Here is a 21,763-nt window from a genome sequence, read left to right on the forward strand (position 1 = left end):
TCGTCGCGGAACTCCTTGGGGTACGGCTTCGGCACAGTGCACATCCTTCCAGCAGCACCTCTCGGCACCACAGATCAGATGTCACCTATCCGTGCAGCAGTCCCGGTTGTCGGACCACATGCCAGTGCCGTTCAAGTAGTCGAACAGGTCGACAAACGCGACGTTTTGCTCGGCTGCCAGTGCGCGGCAGAGACCGTTGGCCTCCGCTTGCTTAGCGTAGGAGTCGAGCAGTTTGTTGCGCCTGTCTCGTAACGATCAGATGGACGAGCGTCGAAAGTGGGGACGCGCGCACTATGCTGCCGGTCGGACCAACCTCGGGCGCTGGTACGGCCGACTCGGGACGACTGTCAATACGGGGAGCACACTTGTTCAAGCCCGCCCTCGCGCGCGCCGAAAACCAATCCACTCGACCAACGTCGATGCGTTGGGACATCCAAGGGTTGCGCGCCTTCGCCGTCCTAGCCGTGTTGGCCGACCACCTGTTCCACTACCCGCGGGGCGGGTTTGTCGGGGTCGACATCTTCTTCGCGATTTCAGGCTTCCTGATCACCGGCCACCTTTTACATCAGGCAGAGACGACCGGGATTCGCTGGGTCGACTTCTATCGCCGGCGAATCAAGCGGATCATCCCCGCGGCAGCGCTCGTCCTTGTCGTCACGGTCATCGCCTCCTATGCCGCGTTCGGCGCCGCACGAGCCGATTCCATCCGCACCGACTCGATCTGGGCTCTCCTGTTCGGGGCGAACTTCCGCTTCATGGACCTCGAGACGGACTACTTCAACGCCGCGGGCCCGGTCTCACCGCTCCAGCACTTCTGGTCGCTGTCGATCGAGGAGCAGTTCTACTTCGGCTGGCCGATCCTGCTTCTCGTCGTCTACGCCGTGCTGGCCCGCGTCGCGAGTCAGCACGCACGTCGCATCGGGGCGGGCATCGTCATGGTTGCGGTCGTTGCGGCGTCGTTCGCCTGGGCCGTGGTGGAGACCGGCGACAGCGCGACGCGCGCTTATTTCGATACCTTCGCCCGCGTCTGGGAGCTGGGGGTAGGCGCCCTGCTCGCAGTATGCGTCCCGCTCCTCATACGTATCCCCGACGCGCTGCGTCCGGCTCTGGCCTGGGTGGGCGTCGTTGGCATGACCGCGTCGCTCTGGCTAGTCACAGCCGACGCGGGCTTCCCGGCGCCGGCGGCCGCCTTCCCGGTCCTCTCGGCGGCCCTCGTCATCGCAGCCGGCACCTTCGCTGATAGACAGCGGCAGCAGAGGCACCTCTTCCCGTTGACGAACCGGCTCAGCAACTACGTCGGCGACATCTCCTACTCGCTCTATCTGTGGCACTTCCCGGTCATCATCGTTGGCGCTACGGTCCTTGGCGAGAGTACGTCCGACCGGCTTGTACTGCTCGCGGTTATGGCTGGACTCTCAGCTCTCGCGTACCACCTAGTCGAAGATCCGATCCGGCAGTCCGGGTGGCTCGTCCGCAAGAAGGAGCGGCGCGGCGCCTACTTCCCTGCCGAGGTAACCGGGAGTTACCGCTACTTCGTAGTCGCGGGCCTGGTCTTCATCACGATTCTGCTGTCTGCCTCCGCTCTCCGGCCAGTGGAGCCGCCGCAGTCCTTCACGGTGACCGCGCCGACGGGCGAGGCGGGATCAAGCGCCGGAGGGGACGACCTTCCTGGGCGGAGAACTGTTGCCCTTCAACAGGAGATCGCCGCTGCGCTCGCGGCGACGAGCTGGCCCAAGAGCCTCGATCCGTCGATGGACGATGCGATTGGCAGCCCGCAGGCGGCGGCAGACATCCTCCAGTGTGGAGGTGTGCAGCCACTCGACATCGCGGCGTGTTCCTGGGGATCGAACGCACCAGATGCCCGAACCGCCGTCCTTGTGGGCGATTCAGTGTCGATGACCTACGCGGCATCTCTGCGTGAGGTGTTCGCCGCTCGTCCCGGATGGCGTTTCATCACGATGGGGATGTTCGGCTGCGCCTTCACAGACATCCTGATCGGCAATGCCGACCAGGCGACTGAAAGAGCCTGCCCCGCGCGCAAGAAGGATGTCATGGCCGCCGTTCGGGCCATCGAGCCCGATTTGCTGTTCGTGTCGAACGTCTACGAGCCGCGCGTGCCGGCCGGTGCTGATGACCCCCTCTCCCCGGCGGACATGGCGGCCAGCACGGGAACGATCCTGGGTCATGTTCGGCACGCGATTGGAACCCCAGTGATCTTGTCGCCGCCGCCCTCCGACGTCGAGATCGCAGAGTGCTACACCCCATCCAGCAGCCCCGCCGAGTGCGTCAGCAGCGTAGGCGGCTACTGGACCGATCAGGCCGCAGCTGACCGGGCGATGATCGAAGACCTCGGGGGTGAATGGCTCGACGCTTCACAGTGGTTCTGTGTCGAGGAGTTGTGTCCAGCCTTCGTGGATCAGACTCCGACGAAGCTCGACTTCGTGCACATGACGACGGACTACGCCGTGAAGATTGCCCCGGTCATGGCGGAGGCGTTTCAGCGGGCTGGCCTGTTGGACGTTGCAGCGCGGCCCGCATCTCGGCCCTGACGATCGAAACGGTGGCGGCGAGTTGTTCGAAGTTCTCTGCCGACGCCGGGACCTGGACTTACATGAGTTAGGAGTTCAGAAAGAGGAGCGAGCCGTCGCTGAACTCTCGGGCGCTATCGCGCCTGGTTATGCGATCAGGCCAAGTGCGATCAGCTTGGCCCGCAGATCATTGACCAGCGTCTGAGTCGAGGCTGCATCGCTAGCGGAAGCCGGTGTGCCCGACGGACGGAGGGTCGGTGTGGCGCCAAAGAACCCGAGCCTCTGGTCAGTCGCGGTGCCGACCTTGAATCCCGCTCCCTGGGCGTAGAGGCCTGCGCCTGCCTGGGTGATGAGGTTGCCGGACTGGTCGATCTCGAGGTGCACGGCAGTGCCCGGGCGGGAGAACACGATCCGGTGATTCTCGTTGCTGATCCGGTAGGCAACTGTCCCGCTGGTGAGCACGATCCCGGTGTTCCCGGCGGGCCCACGGCCGATGTAGACACCGGTCGCTGCGTCGGCATTGGTCGGCGTGACCGCTCCACCCGAAGCACTGCCAGCGACCACCCGCCCACGCGTGGCCCATTCGCCGTCCGCCTTCAGTTTTGCCAGGAGCTCGACGCCCGGCAACTCGAACGAGAGGGCGCCAAGCTGATCGTTGGCGATGCGGAAGTTCCTCGTTCCGTCGGCGAACTCGATGCCGACATTGGTGTTGCTGCCCTGCCCTACGTACACGCCACCGGGGGTGGATGCTGTGCCAGGCAGGGCGCCCTTGAACAGCGCGGTCCCGGCGAACTCGGCTTTGCCCTCGGCGTAGAGCGACCAGTAATTCGTCGGCGCGTCCGCTGCGGGCTTGCGGAGGAAGAGGTTGTACCCCTTGTCGATCGTCCCGCCCCCGGTGGCGAGGGGCGGGTGGATGTAGGTCGAATAGGCGTTGTCCGCGTGGCCGCCGTTAGAGATCTCCATTTGTGCGCTGAAGGCGTTGGCGGTGCCGTAGTCGGCGTCAGGCGAGTAGGAGTGCAGTTCGCTGATCCGAGCGTAAGTACTGGTAATGCCGAGCATGGCGCCTTCGGCGGTGCCGGTGACGACGAAGTCGTTGGCGCCGAGGACATCGTGGGGGTTGTTGACGCCAAGGGCTGCTTCGCCGGAGAAATCACCGCGGATGGTGACGTTGTTGGAGAACCCGACCTTGTCGTAGCCGTAGGTCGATGGCCCCTGAGCGGCGGCGATCTCGTCCCCATCGATGATGAGGTTGCTGTGGACCGGCACGCGCAGGGACGGAGAGATGCTCCCCTGGCCCCGCCCGAAGATCAGCAGCCCCTTGAAGTGCTTGTTCCCGTCCACCGCCTGACGCTTGACGCCACCGACAGTGGTCTCTGTCGCGGCTGTCTCAGCCGTGACTAACGTGGCCATATGCCGCAGTTGGAAGGCGCCCAATCATTGCACGGCAGAGCGGCCGCCAAGAGGCGACCTGACCATCCCCTCGCGACGCCCACTTCGAGGGGGGACCCCGAGCCTTCTGGCCACCCGAGCCGGGCGGGAGCTCGACGCATCCAGAGACAACAAGCGAGCGCCTCCGGCCCTGGATGGAGCGCGGGCGAACTGACACGACTTCACCCCCGAACGCCCACAGATCCGCAAAGAAATCCGACGATCCATGTCTGAACCAGCACACTGGAGCGAATCGTGCGACTGCGCTGGGGAGCGGGTCGGCTTTCGAGGTGTCGGCCCAACAGCCCGGCGCCTCCCGCGGGGGCGAAAGGCGGGGCTAGGGGCAGATGGAATGCCGCAAGTGCTTCAACGAGCTTCAGGTGTGCCCGGGCTGCCACGGCGTCCCTCCGCACGGCCGGACCTGCGTCACCTGCATCAACTCCGGGGCGGTCTGCCCCAAGCACGGCGCCTTTCACGGGCACCAGACGCCCCCGCCCGACGCCGCGGGCCGCCTCAGCAGCCTCCTTCTCTGTGAGCTCCCGCCCGTGCGTCAGGTGCCGATCAACGCCGCCCGCAGCCACGGACCCAGCAGCTTCATGTAGTCCCCGGTGACGTGCAGCATGTCCCAGCGCACGGTCATCCCCAGGCTGAAGATCGGGCAGCGCCCCTCAATGCAGAACCACGGCCGCGTGTCGACATAGCGCGCCCCCGTCGCCCGCGTCGCGGACAGCTCGGCCGCCTGCTTCCACAGCCACTGGTCGGTGATCACCGCCTCGCAGTCAGCCGGCGTCGCCTTGGGCGTCACGCAGTCCTCGGGGGCGGTGCCCGCCGGGTTGGGAGCGAGTACGACAACCTCGGCGCCGCCGCTCGACAGCTGCCGCAGCGCGCTCCGCATCCCCCGGTCCCACTCGCGCACCGCCTGCTGCTCGGTGGCCCCGCTGGACAGCCGCAGGATGCCGAGCTCGGTGTCGGAGGCGATCACCAGGTCGGGGTCGAGCGCGTCCACCTGGGCATAGACCGCGTCGTGCTGCTGCCCGCACGGGTGCCCGGGGTCCAGCGACACCTCCGCGACGATGTCCACGTCGGCCACCGGGCAGTTGGAGACGCCCACCGCGTGGATGCGGTAGCCCTCCTCCTCCAGCGCCGCCCGTACCGCCGGCACCCACGATACCGCCACCGAGTCGCCCACCACGACCGCCGTACGCGGCGCCGACTCGTCGCCGTACAGGCAGTCCGTGGGTGTCCCGAGCAGCGGCGGGTTGAGGCAACCGGCCGGCGGCTCCATCTCGGGGGTGATGCCCGCCGCGACGTCGCCGAGCGCCGGGGAGAGTGCCGGGAAGCGGGTCGCGTCCAGCGCCTCGCGCAGCCCGTCGCTGAGCTGCTCCAGCGGCGGCGGGCCGTCGGCGGGGTCGCTCACCGCCAGGCCCCGGGCCACCGACGGCGCCGGCGGCGCGCTCACCGGCACCAGGCTGACCACGAGCGCGCTGGCCGCTACGGCGACGATCGCCCCGAGGGCGCCGCCCTGCAGCCGGTGTCGCGTCGTACGACGAGCGCCGCCGGCCGCGCGGGGGCTGAGGAACGGGCGCTCCACCAGGTGGTAGGACGCCACCGTCGCTGCCAGCGTGACCGCGAGCGCCAGGCTCCGCTGGGCCCAGCCGTCGGCGGGCAGGTCGAGGCCGCTGGGGAGCGCGGCCGGCAGCAGCACGATCACCGGCCAGTGCCACAGATACAGCGAATAGGAGATGTCGCCCAGATAGGTCGCCGGGCGCTGGCGCAGCAGCCATGTCGCGCCGATCCGGTCCGCGCCCGCTGCGCCGGTCCCCGCGGCGAGCAGCAGCGCCGCGGACAGCACCGGCAGCGCGCCGACGGGCGCCGGGAAGAGGGAGTCCTCGGTGATCGCCACGACCGAGACGGCAAGGCCGGCGATCCCCGTCAGGGCGAGGGTGTTGCGGGCGGCCGGGGTGAGATGGCCGAGCCGACCGGCGCCGACCGCGAGCAGCGCGCCGACGCCCAGCTCCCAGCCGCGGGTGAGCGTGGAGAAGTAGGCGACGGTCGGGTCGCTCACCGCCTGGTGCACCGCCCACGCGAACGATGCCGCCACGACGACCAGCGCGACGACGCCGACGAGGCGGGCCGCGGTCAGCCGGGTGCGGCGGCGGGTGAGCGCCACCGCCGCGACGACCAGCAGCGGCCACACGACGTAGAACTGCTCCTCCACCGCCAGCGACCAGTAGTGGCGCAGCGGGGAGTCGGGCAGCGCCGAGGCGAAGTAGTCCGTGCCCACGTCGGCGAAGTGCCAGTTGGCCGCGAACCCCGCCGCCCACAGCGCGTCCTCCGCCACCCGCTCAGCCCGATCGGCCAGCAGCAGCACCGCCGAGGCAAGCACCGTCACCGCCAGCACCAGCAGCGCCGCCGGCAGGATCCGCCGCGCCCGCCGCACGTAGAAGTCGCGCAGCGAGATCCGTCCCCCGCGCCCCACCCCCAGCAGCAGCCCGGTGATCAGGAACCCCGAGATCACGAAGAACACGTCGACCCCGATGAACCCGCCCGCGGGCCGCCCGGTCAGGTGGTGGGCCACCACCAGCAGCACGGCCACCGCCCGGAGCCCCTGGATGTCGGCACGGCGGTGCTGGCCGGCGTTGCGGCGGGGGTTCGGGGCATTCATCGCCGGGTCAGGCTTTCATGCCCCGAAACAATGCGTCGGCTTGGCTGGGAATCCGGCCAGAAGTCAGCCGATTCGTGCACGCCGTACGACCCTCGAGTCGGCGCAAGTGCACACTGCCCCGGGCGCCCTTGCGCCGACTCGGCGGGCTGAGCGTGCGCGTTCCTGCCTGCTCAGTATACCTGGGCGAGCACGGCCTGGGCGAGCACGGCCTGCGCAAGCGCCTTGGCGCCGGTCTGGGTCGGGTGGATGCCGTCGGCGGAGAAGCCGTCGCGCCAGGCGTCGTCGGCGACGGCCTCGCGCGTCGCGACCAGGAAGGGTACGTCGAGCTCGGCGGCCACCAGGGCCTGCGCGACCACCATCGGCGCCACCGGCTGACCGTCGGGGAGCACCACCGGCGGCGGGGCGACGACCCACACCTTCAGGCCGTCGGCCTGGGCCCGCTCGACCATCGCCCGCAGCGCGTCGAGAGAGGCGTGCAGGTCCACGCCCTTGCGGATGTCGTTGGTGCCGCCCGAGATCACCACGGCCTTGGGCTTGCGGGCGAGCACGTCGCGGTCGAAGCGCGCCTCCATCTCGAGCAGCGTCTGCCCTGACACCGCGACGTTGGCGAGGTAGCGCCACGGCGTGCGGTCGTCGGTCACGACGTACCGCACCCACGAGCGCTCGGCCGGCACCGACTCGAAGGTCTCTGTGCCCGCCTGGGTGATCGAGTCACCCATGAAGACCGTCGGGATGCCGCGCTGGCTGAGCTCGACGTCGCCCATCGCCTGGACGGCCGCCGTCGCGCCCACCACGAGCGCCGCGACCAGGGCGATGAGCCCGGTCAGCAGGCGCCGGGTCTTGATGATTCCCACGAGACTCCCTCAACCGCGCTGTCCCCTCAATTATGCCGAGGCGCGACGGCGGAAAAGGCCGTTTCCGACAGATCGGCCCGCGCGGGGACTGCGGCTCAGTCCGGGGGCTCGGCCTCGTGCGGCGCGTCGTCCGCCGACACGTTCGAGGGACCGTCGGCGTCGGCGGCCTCGCCGTGGTCGACGACGTCCTCCGTCAAGCGCTCGACGAGGTCCCGGGACTCTTCAGGCTCGGGGGTGGCGGTCATGGGTGTCTCCTGTCGTCGGCGTTAAGACATGGCGCCGGCTCCGCCAGCGGCAGGCAGAGACTCGCGTGCAGCCCGTGCGGCTCGGCGTCCTCGAGCGTGAGCGTGCCGCCGTGGGCGACCGCGACCGTGTGCGCCACCGCGAGCCCGAGGCCCCGGCTGCTCACCGGCCGTGCGTCGACGCCGCGCTCGAAGGGCTGCACCAGCCGGTCGCGGTCGCGCGCCGGGATCCCCGGGCCGGCGTCGCTGACGTCGATGCGGACGGCCGCGTCGTCGGTGTAGGCCCGGACCCGGACGGCCGAGCCGCGCGGCGCATAGGTGAGCGCGTTCTCCAGCAGCGAGGCGACCGCGCGCCGCAGCCGCGCCTGGCAGACCACCGCGTCGATGCTCTCGGGCAGCTCCGGCACCAGCGTGATCCCCAGCGCCGCCGCGCGGGCCTCGGACTCCCCCACCGTCCGGCGCACCAGCGCCGCGACGTCGGCCTCCGTCCGGTCGAGCCGGCTCGCGTCCTCCAGGTCGAGCAGCTCCGAGACCGTGTCGACGACATCGTGGAGCCGGCGCCCGGCGGCCACCAGGGCCTCGAGCGAGCGCCGCGCCTGGGGCGGCAGGTCGAGCGCGAGGTCTTCGAGCAGCTCCGCGTGGCCCAGCAGCGAGGCCAGCGGGGTGCGCAGCTCGTGGCTGACGGTCTCGATCAGCCGGTCGCGCAGCGCCTCCTGCTCTGCCAGCGCCGTCCGCTCGGCCGTCACGTCGGCGACCAGGATGATGCCGCCGCGGATCGTTCCGTCGGCGCGGCGCAGCGGAGCCCCGTTGCAGCGCAGGTGCAGCATCACCCCGTCGGCCCGGTTCACCACGATGATCTCGTCGCGCACCGACTCGCCCCTGCGGGCCCGGGCGACCGGCACCTCGTCGGGGCGCAGCAGCCGTGACCCGCTCTCGTCGTACGTGCGGAAGTGCTCAGGTAGGTCCTGCTCGCTCACCGAGGTGAACGGCACCTGCAGCATCGCCTGGAGCGCCGGGCTCATCATCGACAGGTTTCCGGACGCGTCCGTAGCCGCCACGGCGAGAGTCGTCTCACGCAGCAGCGTCTGCAGCAGGGACTCGTCGAGGGTCCCGTCTCCGTCGCGCTCCCCCACGTGAGACTTGTATCACGCTCCCGCGGGGTGCGCCCGGACCCGCTTAAGACAATGCGCTGTTTTGGCGATCCAGCCCCCTCGGGCTCAGCCAGTCCGTCGCATTCTTTCCGGGGGCGCAGGGTCTCAGGGTCTCAGGGCGGCGTGCAGCTTGGCGGCGATCTGCTCGACGGCGGCGCGTGAGGTGTGCCCGGCGCCGACCACGTTGAGGAACCCGTGGATCTGGTCGGGGTAGCGCTGCAGCTCCACCGTCACCCCCGCCTCGGCGAGCTTGCGGGCGTAGGCCTCGCCCTCGTCGCGCAGCGGGTCGAAGCCGGCGGTCGCGACGTACGCCGGCGCGAGGCCGTCGGGGATCTCGGCGAGCAGCGGCGAGGCCCGCCAGTCGGTGTGCGTGGTCGCGTCGGGCAGGTAGTGCGACGTCGCCAGATCCATGAACGCCTGGCTGAGGAAGAACCCTTCGCGGAACGTACGACGACTCTCGCTGCCGCCGCGGGCATCGGTCGCGGGATAGATCAGCAGCTGGAAGGCGAGCGGGAGCCCCTCGATGGCGGCCGTGATCGCGACCGTCGTCGACAGGCAGCCGCCGGCCGAGTCGCCGCCGACGGCGAGCCGGTCGACGTCCACGTCGAGGTCGTCGGCGTGCTCCACCACCCAGCGGTAGGCCGCCACGCAGTCCTCGTAGCTCGACGGGAACGGGTCCTCCGGTGCCAGTCGGTAGTCGACGGCCAGCACCCGCACGCCCGACTCCTCGGCCAGGAGCCGGCACGCCGCGTCGTGCGACTCCAGGTCGCCGTAGATCCAGCCCCCGCCGTGGAAGAACACCAGCAGCGGCCGCTTCGGCCCCCCGCGCCGCTTGCCGCCCGCGATCGCCGTCGGCACGTAGAGCCGCGCCGCCATCCCCGCGACCGTGACCTCCTCGGTGCGCCCGATCGGCTGCCGGCCGCCCACCAGCCCGGACTGGTGCAGGATCGCCGCGCGCCCGTCCACGATCGGCAGCGTCTCCACCGCCGGGATCCGGGCGAGCTTCTGCAGCCGCAGCATCAGCTGGGTGTCGACCGACAGGGTCTGCCCGTCGCGGACCACCGGCTTGCCGGCGAGGCGGCGCTGCGCCTTCTCCGGCAGGTTCATCGCCGCGGTGAAGAGGGCCCGCTCGGCGATGTCCTTGGCGCGCTTGGCCGTGGCCTTGGCTCTGGTCGACGTGCCCCGCTGCGCGTGCTTGTGCGATGTCATGGGCGCAGAACCTACCGCCCCACTAGGGTCCGGTCCTGTGACCTCCCGCACATGGACCCTCGTCGTCGGTCTCGGCCTCGTGGGCCAGCTCGCCTGGACGGTCGAGAACATGTATCTCAACGTCTTCGTCCACGAGACCATCACCGACGACCCCACGGTCATCGCGGCCCTCGTCGCGGCGAGCGCGATCACCGTGACGCTGGCCACGCTGCTGGTCGGCGCCTGGTCGGACCGGGTCGGCTCGCGGCGGGTCTTCATCGCCGGCGGGTACGTCGTGTGGGGGCTCACCACCGCAGCCTTCGGGTTCCTCTCGGCCGACGCCGTCGCCGGGTGGGCGCCCGTCGGCGACGCGGTCGCGCTGGCCGTCGCCGCGGTGATCGTCGTGGACTGCGTGATGTCGTTCCTCGGCGCGGGCGCCAACGACGCGTCGTACCAGGCCTGGGTCACCGACATCACCACCCCCGCCAACCGCGGCCGGGTCGAGGCGGTCCTCGCGCCGCTCGCGCTGGTGGCGATGCTGATCGTCTTCGGCGGCTTCGACCCGCTGACCCGCGCCGGGCGCTGGGAGCTGTTCTTCGCGCTGATCGGCGGGGTCGTCGTGCTCGCCGGGGTGGTCGCGTGGTTCACGGTCCGCGACGCGCCGACGCTGACCCGCTCGCCCGACGGCTACCTCCGCTCGGTCGGCCACAGCCTGCGCCCGTCGGCCGCGCGCGCCAACCCGGCGCTCTACCTCGCGCTCGCGGTCTGGGCGGTGTGGGGCGTCGCGACGCAGGTCTACCTGCCGTTCCTGATCATCTATCTGCAGAAGACGCTGCGCATCGAGGGCTATGCGCTGGTGCTCGCGATCGTCCTCGTCGGGGCCACCGTCGCCAGCGTGCTCGGCGGGCGGCTGATCGACCGGGTCGGCAAGCTCGCATCCCTGCTGCCGGCGGCTGGGTTGTACGGCGTCGGGCTGGTGCTGATGTACGTCGTGCGGGGGATGTGGCCGGTTGTGGGGGCGGGGCTCGTCATGATGAGCGGCATGATGCTGCTCGTCGCGACCGTCGGCGCCCTCGTCCGCGACGCCACCCCGCCCGCACGCGCCGGGCAGGTGCAGGGGTTGCGGATGGTCTTCGCGGTGCTGCTGCCGATGGCGATCGGGCCGTTCATCGGGGCGGCGGTGATCAGCGGGTCGGGGCAGACCTACACCGACCTCGGGGTCACGAAGCAGGTGCCGACTCCTGGGATCTTCCTGGCCTCGCTCGCCGTGCTGGCGCTGATCGTGGTGCCGGTGTGGTTCCTGCGGCGGGTGCCTCTTGCTCCTCTTGGCACGTCCGGGCCGCGCGAGGGGGTGGCGGCGTGAGCATGCTGACGCGCTGGGGACGCTCGCTCGACGCGGACGCGCCGCTGCCGGAGTATCCGCGCCCGCAGCTGGTGCGGGAGCGCTGGCTGAACCTCAACGGGCGGTGGGACTACGCGATCGTGTCTGGAGCCGGCCCGGCCGCGCTCGCCGGGCCCCAGCCCGCGTCGTACGACGGGGTGATCGTGGTGCCGTTCTCCCCCGAGGCGCCGCTGTCGGGGGTCGGGCGGACGCTGGGGGCCGACGAGACGCTCTGGTATCGCCGCTCCGTCACGCTCCCTCACGACCTGGTGCCGTCGGCCGGCGAGCGGGTGCTGCTGCACTTCGGCGCCGTCGACCAGGTCTGCCGGGTGTTCGTCGGCGGGGTGGACGTGGGCGGGCACGACGGGGGCTATCTGCCGTTCACGCTCGACGTGACGTCGTCGTTCTCCGGCGCGTCCGTGGAGCTGGTCGTGGCCGTGCAGGACGAGACCGACGCCGGCCACCGCTCGCGCGGCAAGCAGCGGACCAAGCGCGGCGGGATCTGGTACACGCCGTTCTCCGGCATCTGGCAGACCGTCTGGCTCGAGGTCGTCCCCGCGACGTACGTCGAGCGGCTGACGCTGGTGCCCGACCTCGCGACGTCGTCGCTCGAGGTGACGGTGCACGCGGGCGGTGCTGCTTCCGACGGGGCTGAGGCTGCCGGGGCGTGCATCGAGCTGATCGCCGACGGGGAGATCGTCACCAGCACGCTCGCGCCGGTCGGGAGCCCGGTGACGCTGCCCGTGCCGGAGCCGCGGCTGTGGAGCCCGGAGGATCCCTACCTCTACGACGTGCGGGTGCGCCTCGGCCGCGACGAGGTCACGTCGTACGTCGGGATGCGGTCCTTCGGCGTCGCGCTCGACGGGGCGGGCGTGCCGCGGCTGCTGCTCAACGGGCTGCCCTACTTCCAGGCCGGCGTGCTCGACCAGGGCTGGTGGCCCGACGGGCTGTGCACGCCGCCGTCCGACGAGGCGATGGTCTTCGACATCGAGACGATGAAGCGGCTCGGCTTCACGATGCTGCGCAAGCACATCAAGATCGAGCCGCTGCGGTGGTATGCCCACTGCGACCGGCTCGGGATGATCGTCTGGCAGGACATGGTCAACGGCGGCTCGGCCTATCGGCCGCGGGTGATCACGCTCCCCGCCGTCGCCCCCGGGGCGCGGCTGCGCGACACCGGGCGGCGCGGGCACCGGGCCTTCGGACGCGCCGACGCCGCCGGGCGCGCGTCGTACGAGATCGAGGCGCGGGAGACCGTCGAGCACCTGCGCAACGTCACCTCGCTGGCCGTGTGGGTGCCGTTCAACGAGGGGTGGGGGCAGTTCGACGCCGAGCGGATCGCCGCCGAGATCGCGACGCTCGACCCGACCCGCAGCGTCGACCACGCCAGCGGCTGGCACGACCAGGGCGGCGGCCACCTGCTCAGCCTGCACGTCTACTTCCGCCGCTTCCGGCTGCCGCCGATGGTCCGCCACCGCCTCGAGCCCAGGGCGCTGGTGCTCTCGGAGTACGGCGGCTACGGCCTGGCCGTCGAGGGCCACACGTGGGGCGCGAAGAAGTTCGGCTACCGCCGCTTCCGCTCGGCGAAGGCCCTGGCCAGAGTCTTCACCGCCCTCCACCGCCGCCAGCTCGCGCCGACAGTGCCAGCCGGCCTGTCCGCGACCGTCTACACCCAGTTGAGCGACGTAGAAGACGAGATCAACGGCCTGGTGACCTACGACAGAGAAGTAGTGAAGCTCGAGGAGTCAGTGGTCAGGTCAGCCCTAACCCCCCTAACCCACCCCTGAGTCGGCGCTAACGCACCCCGCAAGGCGGCCGAGTCGGCGCTAACGCACACCCGTACGACGCCGAGTCGGCGCGAATGCGCATGATCGCGCGCGATCCCTCGGCCGGCTGGCACCCTGTCCCCCATGCGTTTCCTCTCCGGGCTCCTGATCGCACTCGGCGCCCTCGCCGCCACCGTCGCGCTCGCCGCGCACGTCGCCAACCAGACGCTCCTCGACCCTGATCGGCCCGGCACGCTGCTGGCCGCCGCACTCGAGAGTCGCGAGCTCGACAACCAGGTGATCAGCGCGATCGAGCGCAGCACCGGCCCGCTGAGCTCCCAGCAGAAGCAGGGCATCACCGCGATCGCCGACGACGAGCGGGTCCGTGACGCCGCCAAGCAGGTCCGCATCGACGACGAGGGGCAACTCGACCTCCGGCCGCTGAAGGACGAGCTCGCCGACCAGCTCGAGGCCGCCGGCCAGCGCGGGGCCGCCCGCAAGCTGCGCGCGGTCAGGACCGACCGGCGCGTGGCCCTGCCGCCCGAGCTCAACGAGCGCTACACCCAGGCCCGCGATCTTGGCGAGTGGGCGTTCAACACCGCCGCGCTCACGGCCCTCGCCGCCTTCGCGCTGGGCTTCGTCCTCGCGCCGTCCAAGCGGCACGCGGCCCGCTCCATCGGCTTCGCTCTCATCGGCACGGTGCTGCTCGCCGTACTCGGCTATCTGCTGCTGCCACGCCTCGTCGGGGCCTTCGGCAATGCGTACGTCGACGCCGCCGCGACCGCCGCCATCTCCCTGCAGACCGACATCGTGGCCCCGATGATCCCGGTGCTCCTCGTGGCCCTCGCGCTCGTCCTCGCGTCGTACGTCATCCCCAGCCGCCGCTGAGGCGGCGGGCACCACAGCGCACTCGCGCCGACTCAGCGGGCGTGGCGAAGCGACACCCGGCGTTCACCTGCTGGTGACACACTCAGAGGATGACCAGCGAGACGAGTTCCCTGCCTGCCCACGTCGCCGGATCGCTCGACGAGGGACCCGTGGAGTTCGGGGCGCGCGGCGTCGAGAGCGACAGCTTCGACATCGACCCGCCCTACGTGCCGGGTGAGGAGGAGCTGGCGGCGCTGGAGCAGTTCCGCGACCGGTTCCTCGACCGCGAGGTGTCGTGGCTGCACTTCAACGAGCGGGTCCTCGAGCTCGCCGAGGACGACTCGCTGCCGCTGCTCGAGCGGGTCCGGTTCCTGGCGATCTTCGCGAGCAACCTCGACGAGTTCTTCATGGTCCGTGTGGCCGGCCTCAAGCGGCGGATCGCCGCCGGCGTCGCCGTCCGCGCCGCCAGCGGGATGCTGCCGCGCGAGGTGCTTCGCTGCATCTCCGAGACCACCGGTGAGCTGACCCGGCGCCACGCGTGCCTGTTCCGCGAGAAGATCATCCCGGCGCTGGAGGAGCACGGCATCGAGCTGGTCCGCTGGCCCGACCTCACCCGCGAGGAGCAGAAGGAGTGCAAGAAGCTCTTCAAGGAGCGCATCTTCCCCGTCCTCACGCCGCTGGCCGTCGACCCGGCCCACCCGTTCCCCTACATCTCCGGGCTCTCGCTCAACCTCGCCGTCGTGGTGCGCAACCCCAAGACCGGCAAGGAGCACTTCGCCCGCGTCAAGGTCCCGCCGATCTTCGACCGCTTCATCTCCGTGGGCAACCAGCGCTTCGTCCCCCTCGAGGACGTCATCCGCGAGCACCTCAAGCGGCTCTTCCCCGGCATGGAGGTGCTCCAGGTCCACAGCTTCCGCGTCACCCGCAACGAGGACCTCGAGGTCGAGGAGGACGACGCCGAGAACCTCCTCGCCGCCCTCGAGAAGGAGCTGCTGCGCCGCAAGTTCGGCCCGCCCGTGCGCCTCGAGGTCGAGGACACCATCGACCCGGCCGTGCTCGACCTGCTCATCACCGAGCTCGGCGTGCACCGCGACGAGGTCTTCCAGCTCGCCGGCCCCCTCGACCTGCGCGGGCTCCACGACATCGCCGACCTCCCCCGCGAGGACCTCAAGTACGACGCGTTCGTGCCGACGACTCACTCACTGCTGGCCGAGGTCGAGTCGGCCTCCCCCGTCGACGTGTTCAAGGCGACCCGGCGCCGCGACGTACTCCTGCACCACCCCTACGACTCCTTCGCCACCTCCGTGCAGCGCTTCCTCGAGCAGGCCGCCGCCGACCCGCACGTGCTGGCGATCAAGCAGACGCTCTATCGCACCTCCGGCGACTCCCCGATCATCGACGCCCTCATCGACGCGGCCGAGGCCGGCAAGCAGGTGCTGGTGATCGTCGAGATCAAGGCCCGCTTCGACGAGCAGGCCAACATCCGCTGGGCGCGCAAGCTCGAGCACGCCGGCTGCCACGTGGTCTATGGCCTGGTCGGCCTCAAGACCCACTGCAAGCTGTCGATGGTCGTGCGCGACGAGCCCGAGGGCATCCGCCGCTACACCCACATCGGCACCGGCAACTACAACCCCAAGACCGCCCGGATGTATGAGGACCTCGGCCTGCTCACCGCCGACGAGGCGATCGGCGAGGACGTCGCCCACCTGTTCAACAACCTCAGCGGCTACTCCCGCAACGCCGAGTACGCCGAGTTGCTGGTCGCCCCGGACTCGGTCCGGCTCGGCCTGGTCCGCCAGATCCACGAGGCGATCGTCCACCACCGCGAGGGCCGGCCGTCGCGGATCCGGATCAAGGCCAACTCGGTGGTCGACGAGAAGGTCATCGACGCGCTCTACCTCGCCTCCCAGGAGGGCGTGTCGGTCCAGCTCCTGGTGCGCGGCATCTGCGCCGTGCGCCCCGGCGTACCCGGTCTGTCGGAGAACATCGAGGTCCGCTCCGTCCTCGGCCGCTTCCTCGAGCACAGCCGCGTCTTCTGGTTCGAGAACGGCGGGCAGCCGGTCGCGTGGATCGGCTCGGCCGACATGATGCACCGCAACCTCGACCGGCGCGTGGAGGTGCTCGTCCGGGTCCCCGACGAGCGCAACGTCTCCCATCTCGGCGACATGCTCGACCTCGCGTTCGACGACGCCACCGACGCGTGGCTGCTCGACTCCGAGGGCACCTGGCGCCGCAACGGCGGGTCGCTGCACCTGCAGGACACGCTCATCGAGCGCCAGCGCCGACGCAGGGGGTGAGCGTCACACCACCCTGAGTTGCGTGCGGAGTCGCCGGACCCCCTAGCATGATCGTCGTTCAGATCCTCCTCATCAGGAGTTCGACGTGGGTTTTCGTTTCCGCCCGGTTGACGGTTCGTTCTACGACCTGTTCACCGAGTCCGCACAGCACCTCGTCACCGGGGCCGGCCTGCTCGCCGAAATGCTTGGGGAGGGCGTCGACCGAGAGGACGTCGCCCGCCGCATGCGCGACGCCGAGCACGCCGCCGACGAGACGACGCACGCCATCATCCGGCGGGTCAACAGCACGTTCGTGACGCCGTTCGACCGGGAGGACATCTACGCGCTGGCCTCCGGGCTCGACGACGTGATGGACGAGATGGACGAGGCCGTCGACCTGATCCTCCTCTATGAGGTCCAGGAGCTGATGCCGGAGTTCTCGACGCTCGTCGAGGTGCTCCAGCGCTGCGCCGAGCTGACCGCGGAGTCCATGCCGCGACTGCAGGCGATGAAGGGTCTCGAGGAGTACTGGATCGAGATCAATCGCCTGGAGAACACCGGCGACAAGACCCACCGGCGCACCCTGGCCCGTCTCTTCTCGGGCGAGTTCAAGTCGCTTGAGGTCCTCAAGCTCAAGGACATCGTCGAGTCGCTCGAGGCGGCCATCGACTGCTTCGAGACGGTCGCCAACACGGTGGAGCAGATCGCGGTCAAGGAGTCCTGACCCGTGGAGCTCGCGATCATCATCGCGGTTGTCGTCGTCGCCCTCATCTTCGACTACACCAACGGTTTCCACGACGCGGCCAACGCGATCGCCACCTCGGTGTCGACCCGTGCCCTGACGCCGCGCATCGCCCTCGCCATGGCCGCGGTGATGAACTTCATCGGCGCGTTCCTCGGCCAGAAGGTCGCCCAGACGGTCAGTGAGGTCATCTCACCACCCACCGGGACCCATGGTCTGGTGATCGTGATGGCCGGCCTGATCGGCGCGATCACCTGGAACATGATCACCTGGTACTACGGCCTGCCGTCGTCGTCCTCGCACGCGCTCATCGGCGGCCTGGTCGGCTCGGCGCTCGCCGCCGGCACGTTCGTGCACTGGGAGAAGGTCATCGACAAGGTCGTCATCCCGATGATCCTGTCGCCGATCGTCGCCTTCTCGCTCGGCTTCGCAGCGATGCTGGCGATCATGTGGGCCTTCCGGAAGGTCAACCCGCACCGGGTCAGCCGCGGCTTCCGGCTCGCGCAGACCGCCTCGGCCGCCGCGATGGCGCTGGGTCACGGCCTGCAGGACGCCCAGAAGACGATGGGCGTGATCTTCCTGGCGCTGCTCACCGGCGAATACGTCAACGCCGGCGACGACCTCCCCATCTGGGTGATCCTCGCCGCCGCGACCGCGATCTCGCTCGGCACCTGGTCGGGCGGCTGGCGGATCATGCGGACCCTCGGACGTCGGATCATCCACCTCGACCCGCCCCGCGGGTTCGCGGCCGAGGGTGTCGCCGCGTCGGTCCTCTACTCCACGGCGTACGTCTTCGAGGCGCCGATCTCCACCACCCACACCATCACCTCCGCGGTCATGGGCGTGGGCGCCACCAAGCGCCTCTCCGCCGTCCGCTGGGGCGTGGCCAAGTCGATCCTCACCGCCTGGGTGCTGACCTTCCCGGCCGCCGGCGCCGTCGCGGCGATCGGCTACTGGGTGACGCACTTCTTCCTCGAGGTCGTCTGACTCTCTGCTCGTCCACTGACGCCCGGCGCCCCCTCGAGGGGTGCCGGGCGTTTGTGATCCAGATCCGGTCCAGACCACAGGTGCCGGCCCTCAATCCAAGGGGGCCTCGGCACCGAAGACGTGGTGTCGCCAGCACGTACGTCAGGAGCCCCCCATGCACCCCCACCAGCCTTCGCACCTGCGTGCTCCCCTCGTCGTCGAGACGCGACAGGTCTCCACCACCGGCGCCTGGCTGGAATGGGTCGACACCGCCCTCGCCCTGCGCCGCACCTGGATCCCCGAGTCGGTCCTCGCCGAGGCCGTCGCCTCCGCCGAGGGCGGCCACGCCTTCACCCCCGCCGACGCCGAGGTCCGCGACGCGATGATCGCCGTCGGCCTCGCCGAGCGGGCCTGGTTCCACTCCGCCCGCGGCACCGCCCGCGCCGTCGAGCTGTGGCGCAGCCGGTCCAGCGCCGCCTGACCGTCCCCCTTCTCCGGGTCGTGTGCCTGAGCACGCGCTCCGGCGCGCCGTGAGGCACACGAACTGCCCGAGGCGGATCGTCGTACGGCGTCTCAGGCGACCGGCGTGACGCCCAGCGACTCGAGCAGCTCGACGACCCGCCCGCGGATGTCGTCGCGGATGGGGCGCACCGACTCGACACCGAGGCCGGCCGGGTCGTCGAGCTTCCAGTCCTCGTAGCGCTTGCCCGGATAGAACGGGCACGCGTCCCCGCAGCCCATCGTGATGACGACGTCGGACTCCTCGACGGCCGCGTCGGTCAGGATCTTGGGCTCCTCGGCGGCGATGTCGATGCCGACCTCGGCCATCGCCTCGACAGCGGAGGGGTTGACCGACGCGGCGGGCGCGGAGCCGGCCGAGCGGACCTCGACGGCGCCGCCGGACAGCGCGGCCAGCCAGGCGGCGGCCATCTGGGAGCGGCCGGCGTTGTGGACGCAGACGAAGAGGACGGACGGCTTGTGGCTCACGGTGTTCTCCTGGGGTTGAGGGCGGGTGAGCGACAATTCAGCAGGAAAACGCAGAGCGCCGGGAGCCCGCCTGAGCGTGGACTCCGCAGATAGGCATCGCGTTTTCCTGCTGAATTGTCGCTCGACTCAGATGCCGAGCTCGCGCAGCAGCGCGGTGACCCGGGCCTGGACGGCGTCGCGGATGTCGCGCACCGTGTCGAGGGGCTGCCCGGCGGGGTCCGGGACGTCCCAGTCCTCGTAGCGCTTGCCGGGCAGAATCGGGCAGCTGTCGCCGCACCCCATCGTCACCACCACGTCGGCGGCGCGGACGACGTCGTCGACCAGCGGCTTGGGATAGGCCTCGGTCAGCGTGATGCCGCGCTCGGCCAGGACAGTGACCACGTCCGGGTTGATCTCCCCGGTGGGCGCCGAGCCGGCGGAGCGCACGTGCACCCGCCCACCCGAGAGGTGCTCGGCCAGCGCCGCCGCCATCTGGGAGCGCCCGGCGTTGTGGACACACACGAACAGCAGCTCCGGCACCGGCTTGGCGACCCTGCCGTCCGCCTGTGCCGCCGCGGTCAGCCGCTCCCTGGCGAACCGGCCGACCAGCACCGGCAGGTAATCCCGCACGGTCGCGGTCGCCTCGAGCTCCGCGCGCGCCTCCGCCACGGCGGCCGCGATCGACTCCGGCGAGAAGACGCCCTCGAAGCGATAGCCGAGCTCCTCGACGGTCCGGTCGTACGACGCCTCGCGGCGCGCTGCGTCCGTGTCCATCAGGGCCGCCTCTCGTCCGACGAGACCGGGGCGGGCACGGTCTCGGCATGGGGGAACTTGTCGCGCAGCCAGAGGCTCACGTAGACCAGTCCGACCAGCACCGGCACCTCGATCAGCGGCCCGACCACGCCCGCGAGCGCCTGCCCGGAGGTGACGCCGAAGGTCGCGATGGCGACGGCGATGGCGAGCTCGAAGTTGTTGCCCGCCGCGGTGAAGGCCAGCGTCGTCGTACGCTCATAGGTCATCCCGAGCCCCTTGCCGAGCGCATAGCCGCCGCCCCACATCAGCGCGAAGTAGACCAGCAGCGGCAGCGCGATGCGGACGACGTCGAGGGGCCGGTTGGTGATCTGGTCGCCCTGCAGCGCGAAGAGGATGACGATCGTGAAGAGCAGCCCGATCAGCGCCCAGGGGCCGACCTTGGGCAGGAACGCCGACTCGTACCACTCGCGCCCCTTGGCCCTCTCCCCCAGCTTGCGGCTGAGGTAGCCGGCCAGCAGCGGGATGCCCAGGAAGATCAGCACGGACTTGGCGATCTGCCACGCGGAGACGTCGAGGGCGGCGGTGTCGAGGCCGAGCCAGTTCGGGAGGACGTCGAGGTAGAACCAGCCGAGGCCGGCGAACGCGATCACCTGGAAGATCGAGTTGAGCGCGACCAGCACCGCGGCCGCCTCGCGGTCACCGCAGGCGAGGTCGTTCCAGATGATCACCATCGCGATGCAGCGGGCCAGCCCGACGATGATCAGCCCGGTGCGGAACTCCGGCAGGTCCGACAGGAAGATCCACGCCAGCGCGAACATCAGCGCCGGCCCGAGCACCCAGTTGAGCACCAGCGACGACACCAGCAGGCGGCGGTCGGAGGTGACCGAGTCGAGCTTGTCGTAGCGGACCTTGGCGAGGACGGGATACATCATCACCAGCAGCCCGATCGCGATCGGCAGCGAGATCCCGTCGATCTCCACCTGGCCGAGCGCGTCGTCGAGGCCGTCGACGGAGCGGCCGAGCAGCAGCCCGACGACCATCGCCAGGCCGATCCAGGCCGGCAGCCAGCGGTCGAGCATCGACAGCTTGCCGACGACGGCAGGCTGGGGGTGGGATGGTGCGCTCACGGACGGCATGGTGCTCCTGGATTGACGACTGTCGATGCACTCAGCAGCCTGTCACCCGGCTTCGAACCATGTCAATATCGACCTGTGTCAATGTAAGGTGAACAGCATGAGTACGACGCCCGCGCCGAGCGCCCCTCCGAGCGTCCAGCCCGCCGACGCCTGCTGCTCGGGCATCGGTACGACGCCGCTGAGCCGCGCGGACGCCGAGGAGCTGGCCAGGCTCCTCAAGGCCGTGGCCGACCCGGTCCGCCTCCAGCTGCTGTCGATCATCCGCGCCAACGAGGCCGGCGAGGCCTGCGTCTGCGACCTGACCCCGGCCGTCGGCGTCTCCCAGCCGACCGTCAGCCACCACCTCAAGATCCTCACCGAGGCCGGCCTGCTGGTCCGCGAGCGCCGCGGCTCCTGGGCCTGGTTCGCGATCGTCCCCGAGCAGCTCGAGCGCGTCGCCGAGATCCTCCGCTGACGCCGCATCGCCCGCCTCGATCGCCCGCCCGCCCCCATGTAACGCGGGGTTATCGGTACTGCCCCACCGCTATAGCGCTGCGGCAGGTCGCATAACCCCGCGTTACATGGGGGCTGGGGACGCGACGCAGCGCCCGCTCAGGCCGACGCCACGCCCGCCACCAGGTCGCGCACCTCGGCGGTCTTGGGGACCCGGCCGGAGAGCAGCACTCGCTCGTCGACCACGAGCGCGGGCGTCGCCATCACGCCGTACCCCATGATCGCGGCGTAGTCCTCGACCTTCTCCACCTCCGCGTCGAGGCCCAGCTCGGCGAGCGCCTCGCGGGTCACCTTCTCGAGGTTCTTGCAGTTGCGACATCCGGGCCCCAGGATCTTGACGATCATGACGGTCCCCTTTCGTG

General features: G+C 70.3%; 19 protein-coding genes. 9 read left to right on the forward strand and 10 right to left on the reverse strand.

Annotated features, from left to right (window positions below; all coding sequences use genetic code 11):
- The first annotated feature begins 365 nt into the window (after nucleotides 1-365).
- A complete protein-coding gene (locus ACYU7L_RS00130) occupies nucleotides 366-2,549 on the forward strand; it encodes an acyltransferase family protein (RefSeq protein WP_460793101.1) in 2,184 nt (727 codons plus the stop codon).
- A 126-nt stretch (nucleotides 2,550-2,675) separates the two neighbouring features.
- Here the strand turns inward: ACYU7L_RS00130 and ACYU7L_RS00135 are convergent, their stop codons facing one another.
- From ACYU7L_RS00135 to ACYU7L_RS00160, 6 genes are all read right to left on the reverse strand, one after another.
- Entirely contained in the window at nucleotides 2,676-3,869 is a 1,194-nt protein-coding gene (locus tag ACYU7L_RS00135) for a hypothetical protein (protein ID WP_460793102.1), read from the reverse strand.
- A 637-nt stretch (nucleotides 3,870-4,506) separates the two neighbouring features.
- Complete coding sequence (locus ACYU7L_RS00140; protein WP_460793104.1) at nucleotides 4,507-6,621, reverse strand: acyltransferase family protein; 2,115 nt, start codon at nucleotides 6,619-6,621, stop codon at nucleotides 4,507-4,509.
- A 170-nt stretch (nucleotides 6,622-6,791) separates the two neighbouring features.
- A complete protein-coding gene (locus ACYU7L_RS00145) occupies nucleotides 6,792-7,475 on the reverse strand; it encodes an SGNH/GDSL hydrolase family protein (RefSeq protein ID WP_460793105.1) in 684 nt (227 codons plus the stop codon).
- Between the two features lie 95 nt (nucleotides 7,476-7,570).
- Nucleotides 7,571-7,720, reverse strand: a complete 150-nt coding sequence (locus tag ACYU7L_RS00150) for a hypothetical protein (protein ID WP_460793106.1) — start codon at nucleotides 7,718-7,720, stop codon at nucleotides 7,571-7,573.
- Nucleotides 7,717-8,850 carry a PAS domain-containing sensor histidine kinase gene (locus ACYU7L_RS00155; RefSeq protein WP_460793107.1) on the reverse strand — a complete coding sequence of 378 codons (1,134 nt, stop codon included), beginning with the start codon at nucleotides 8,848-8,850 and terminating at the stop codon, nucleotides 7,717-7,719. Before ACYU7L_RS00155 ends, ACYU7L_RS00150 begins: the two co-directional genes overlap by 4 nt.
- A gap of 123 nt (nucleotides 8,851-8,973) precedes the next feature.
- Nucleotides 8,974-10,077: an alpha/beta hydrolase gene (locus tag ACYU7L_RS00160; protein WP_460793108.1), complete on the reverse strand. Its 1,104-nt coding sequence runs from the start codon at nucleotides 10,075-10,077 to the stop codon at nucleotides 8,974-8,976.
- 37 nt (nucleotides 10,078-10,114) lie between these two features.
- Here ACYU7L_RS00160 and ACYU7L_RS00165 point away from each other — a divergent pair, with 37 nt between their 5' ends.
- The 7 genes from ACYU7L_RS00165 to ACYU7L_RS00195 all read left to right on the forward strand — a co-directional run bounded on the left by ACYU7L_RS00165 (nucleotide 10,115) and on the right by ACYU7L_RS00195 (nucleotide 18,535).
- Nucleotides 10,115-11,419 (forward strand): MFS transporter, encoded by a 1,305-nt coding sequence (locus ACYU7L_RS00165; protein ID WP_460793109.1) that lies wholly within the window; start codon nucleotides 10,115-10,117, stop codon nucleotides 11,417-11,419.
- 2 nt (nucleotides 11,420-11,421) lie between these two features.
- Nucleotides 11,422-13,224: a glycoside hydrolase family 2 protein gene (locus tag ACYU7L_RS00170; RefSeq protein ID WP_460793179.1), complete on the forward strand. Its 1,803-nt coding sequence runs from the start codon at nucleotides 11,422-11,424 to the stop codon at nucleotides 13,222-13,224.
- Between the two features lie 123 nt (nucleotides 13,225-13,347).
- Nucleotides 13,348-14,091 (forward strand): hypothetical protein, encoded by a 744-nt coding sequence (locus tag ACYU7L_RS00175; protein WP_460793110.1) that lies wholly within the window; start codon nucleotides 13,348-13,350, stop codon nucleotides 14,089-14,091.
- Nucleotides 14,092-14,180: 89 nt separating this feature from the next.
- Nucleotides 14,181-16,367, forward strand: a complete 2,187-nt coding sequence (locus ACYU7L_RS00180) for an RNA degradosome polyphosphate kinase (protein ID WP_460793111.1) — start codon at nucleotides 14,181-14,183, stop codon at nucleotides 16,365-16,367.
- Nucleotides 16,368-16,452: 85 nt separating this feature from the next.
- A complete protein-coding gene (locus ACYU7L_RS00185; RefSeq protein ID WP_460793112.1) occupies nucleotides 16,453-17,070 on the forward strand; it encodes a DUF47 domain-containing protein in 618 nt (205 codons plus the stop codon).
- A 3-nt stretch (nucleotides 17,071-17,073) separates the two neighbouring features.
- The gene (locus ACYU7L_RS00190; RefSeq protein WP_460793113.1) at nucleotides 17,074-18,075 is read left to right on the forward strand and encodes an inorganic phosphate transporter; all 1,002 of its coding nucleotides are present in this window, start codon (nucleotides 17,074-17,076) and stop codon (nucleotides 18,073-18,075) included.
- Between the two features lie 154 nt (nucleotides 18,076-18,229).
- Nucleotides 18,230-18,535, forward strand: coding sequence for a hypothetical protein (locus tag ACYU7L_RS00195; protein WP_460793114.1), 306 nt, complete (start codon nucleotides 18,230-18,232; stop codon nucleotides 18,533-18,535).
- Between the two features lie 92 nt (nucleotides 18,536-18,627).
- On the opposite strand, the gene ACYU7L_RS00200 is transcribed toward ACYU7L_RS00195, so the two are convergent.
- From ACYU7L_RS00200 to arsB, 3 genes are all read right to left on the reverse strand, one after another.
- The gene (locus ACYU7L_RS00200) at nucleotides 18,628-19,041 is read right to left on the reverse strand and encodes an arsenate reductase ArsC (RefSeq protein WP_460793116.1); all 414 of its coding nucleotides are present in this window, start codon (nucleotides 19,039-19,041) and stop codon (nucleotides 18,628-18,630) included.
- Nucleotides 19,042-19,167: 126 nt separating this feature from the next.
- The gene (locus tag ACYU7L_RS00205) at nucleotides 19,168-19,794 is read right to left on the reverse strand and encodes an arsenate reductase ArsC (protein WP_460793118.1); all 627 of its coding nucleotides are present in this window, start codon (nucleotides 19,792-19,794) and stop codon (nucleotides 19,168-19,170) included.
- Nucleotides 19,794-20,909 (reverse strand): ACR3 family arsenite efflux transporter, encoded by a 1,116-nt coding sequence (arsB, locus tag ACYU7L_RS00210; protein ID WP_460793120.1) that lies wholly within the window; start codon nucleotides 20,907-20,909, stop codon nucleotides 19,794-19,796. The genes ACYU7L_RS00205 and arsB overlap by 1 nt, the downstream gene beginning before the upstream one ends.
- A gap of 97 nt (nucleotides 20,910-21,006) precedes the next feature.
- Here arsB and ACYU7L_RS00215 point away from each other — a divergent pair, with 97 nt between their 5' ends.
- The gene (locus tag ACYU7L_RS00215; RefSeq protein ID WP_460793121.1) at nucleotides 21,007-21,363 is read left to right on the forward strand and encodes an ArsR/SmtB family transcription factor; all 357 of its coding nucleotides are present in this window, start codon (nucleotides 21,007-21,009) and stop codon (nucleotides 21,361-21,363) included.
- 137 nt (nucleotides 21,364-21,500) lie between these two features.
- Here the strand turns inward: ACYU7L_RS00215 and ACYU7L_RS00220 are convergent, their stop codons facing one another.
- Nucleotides 21,501-21,746, reverse strand: coding sequence for a thioredoxin family protein (locus tag ACYU7L_RS00220; RefSeq protein ID WP_460793122.1), 246 nt, complete (start codon nucleotides 21,744-21,746; stop codon nucleotides 21,501-21,503).
- Nucleotides 21,747-21,763: the final 17 nt, after the last annotated feature.

It is taken from the genome of Nocardioides pacificus (assembly GCF_054775955.1).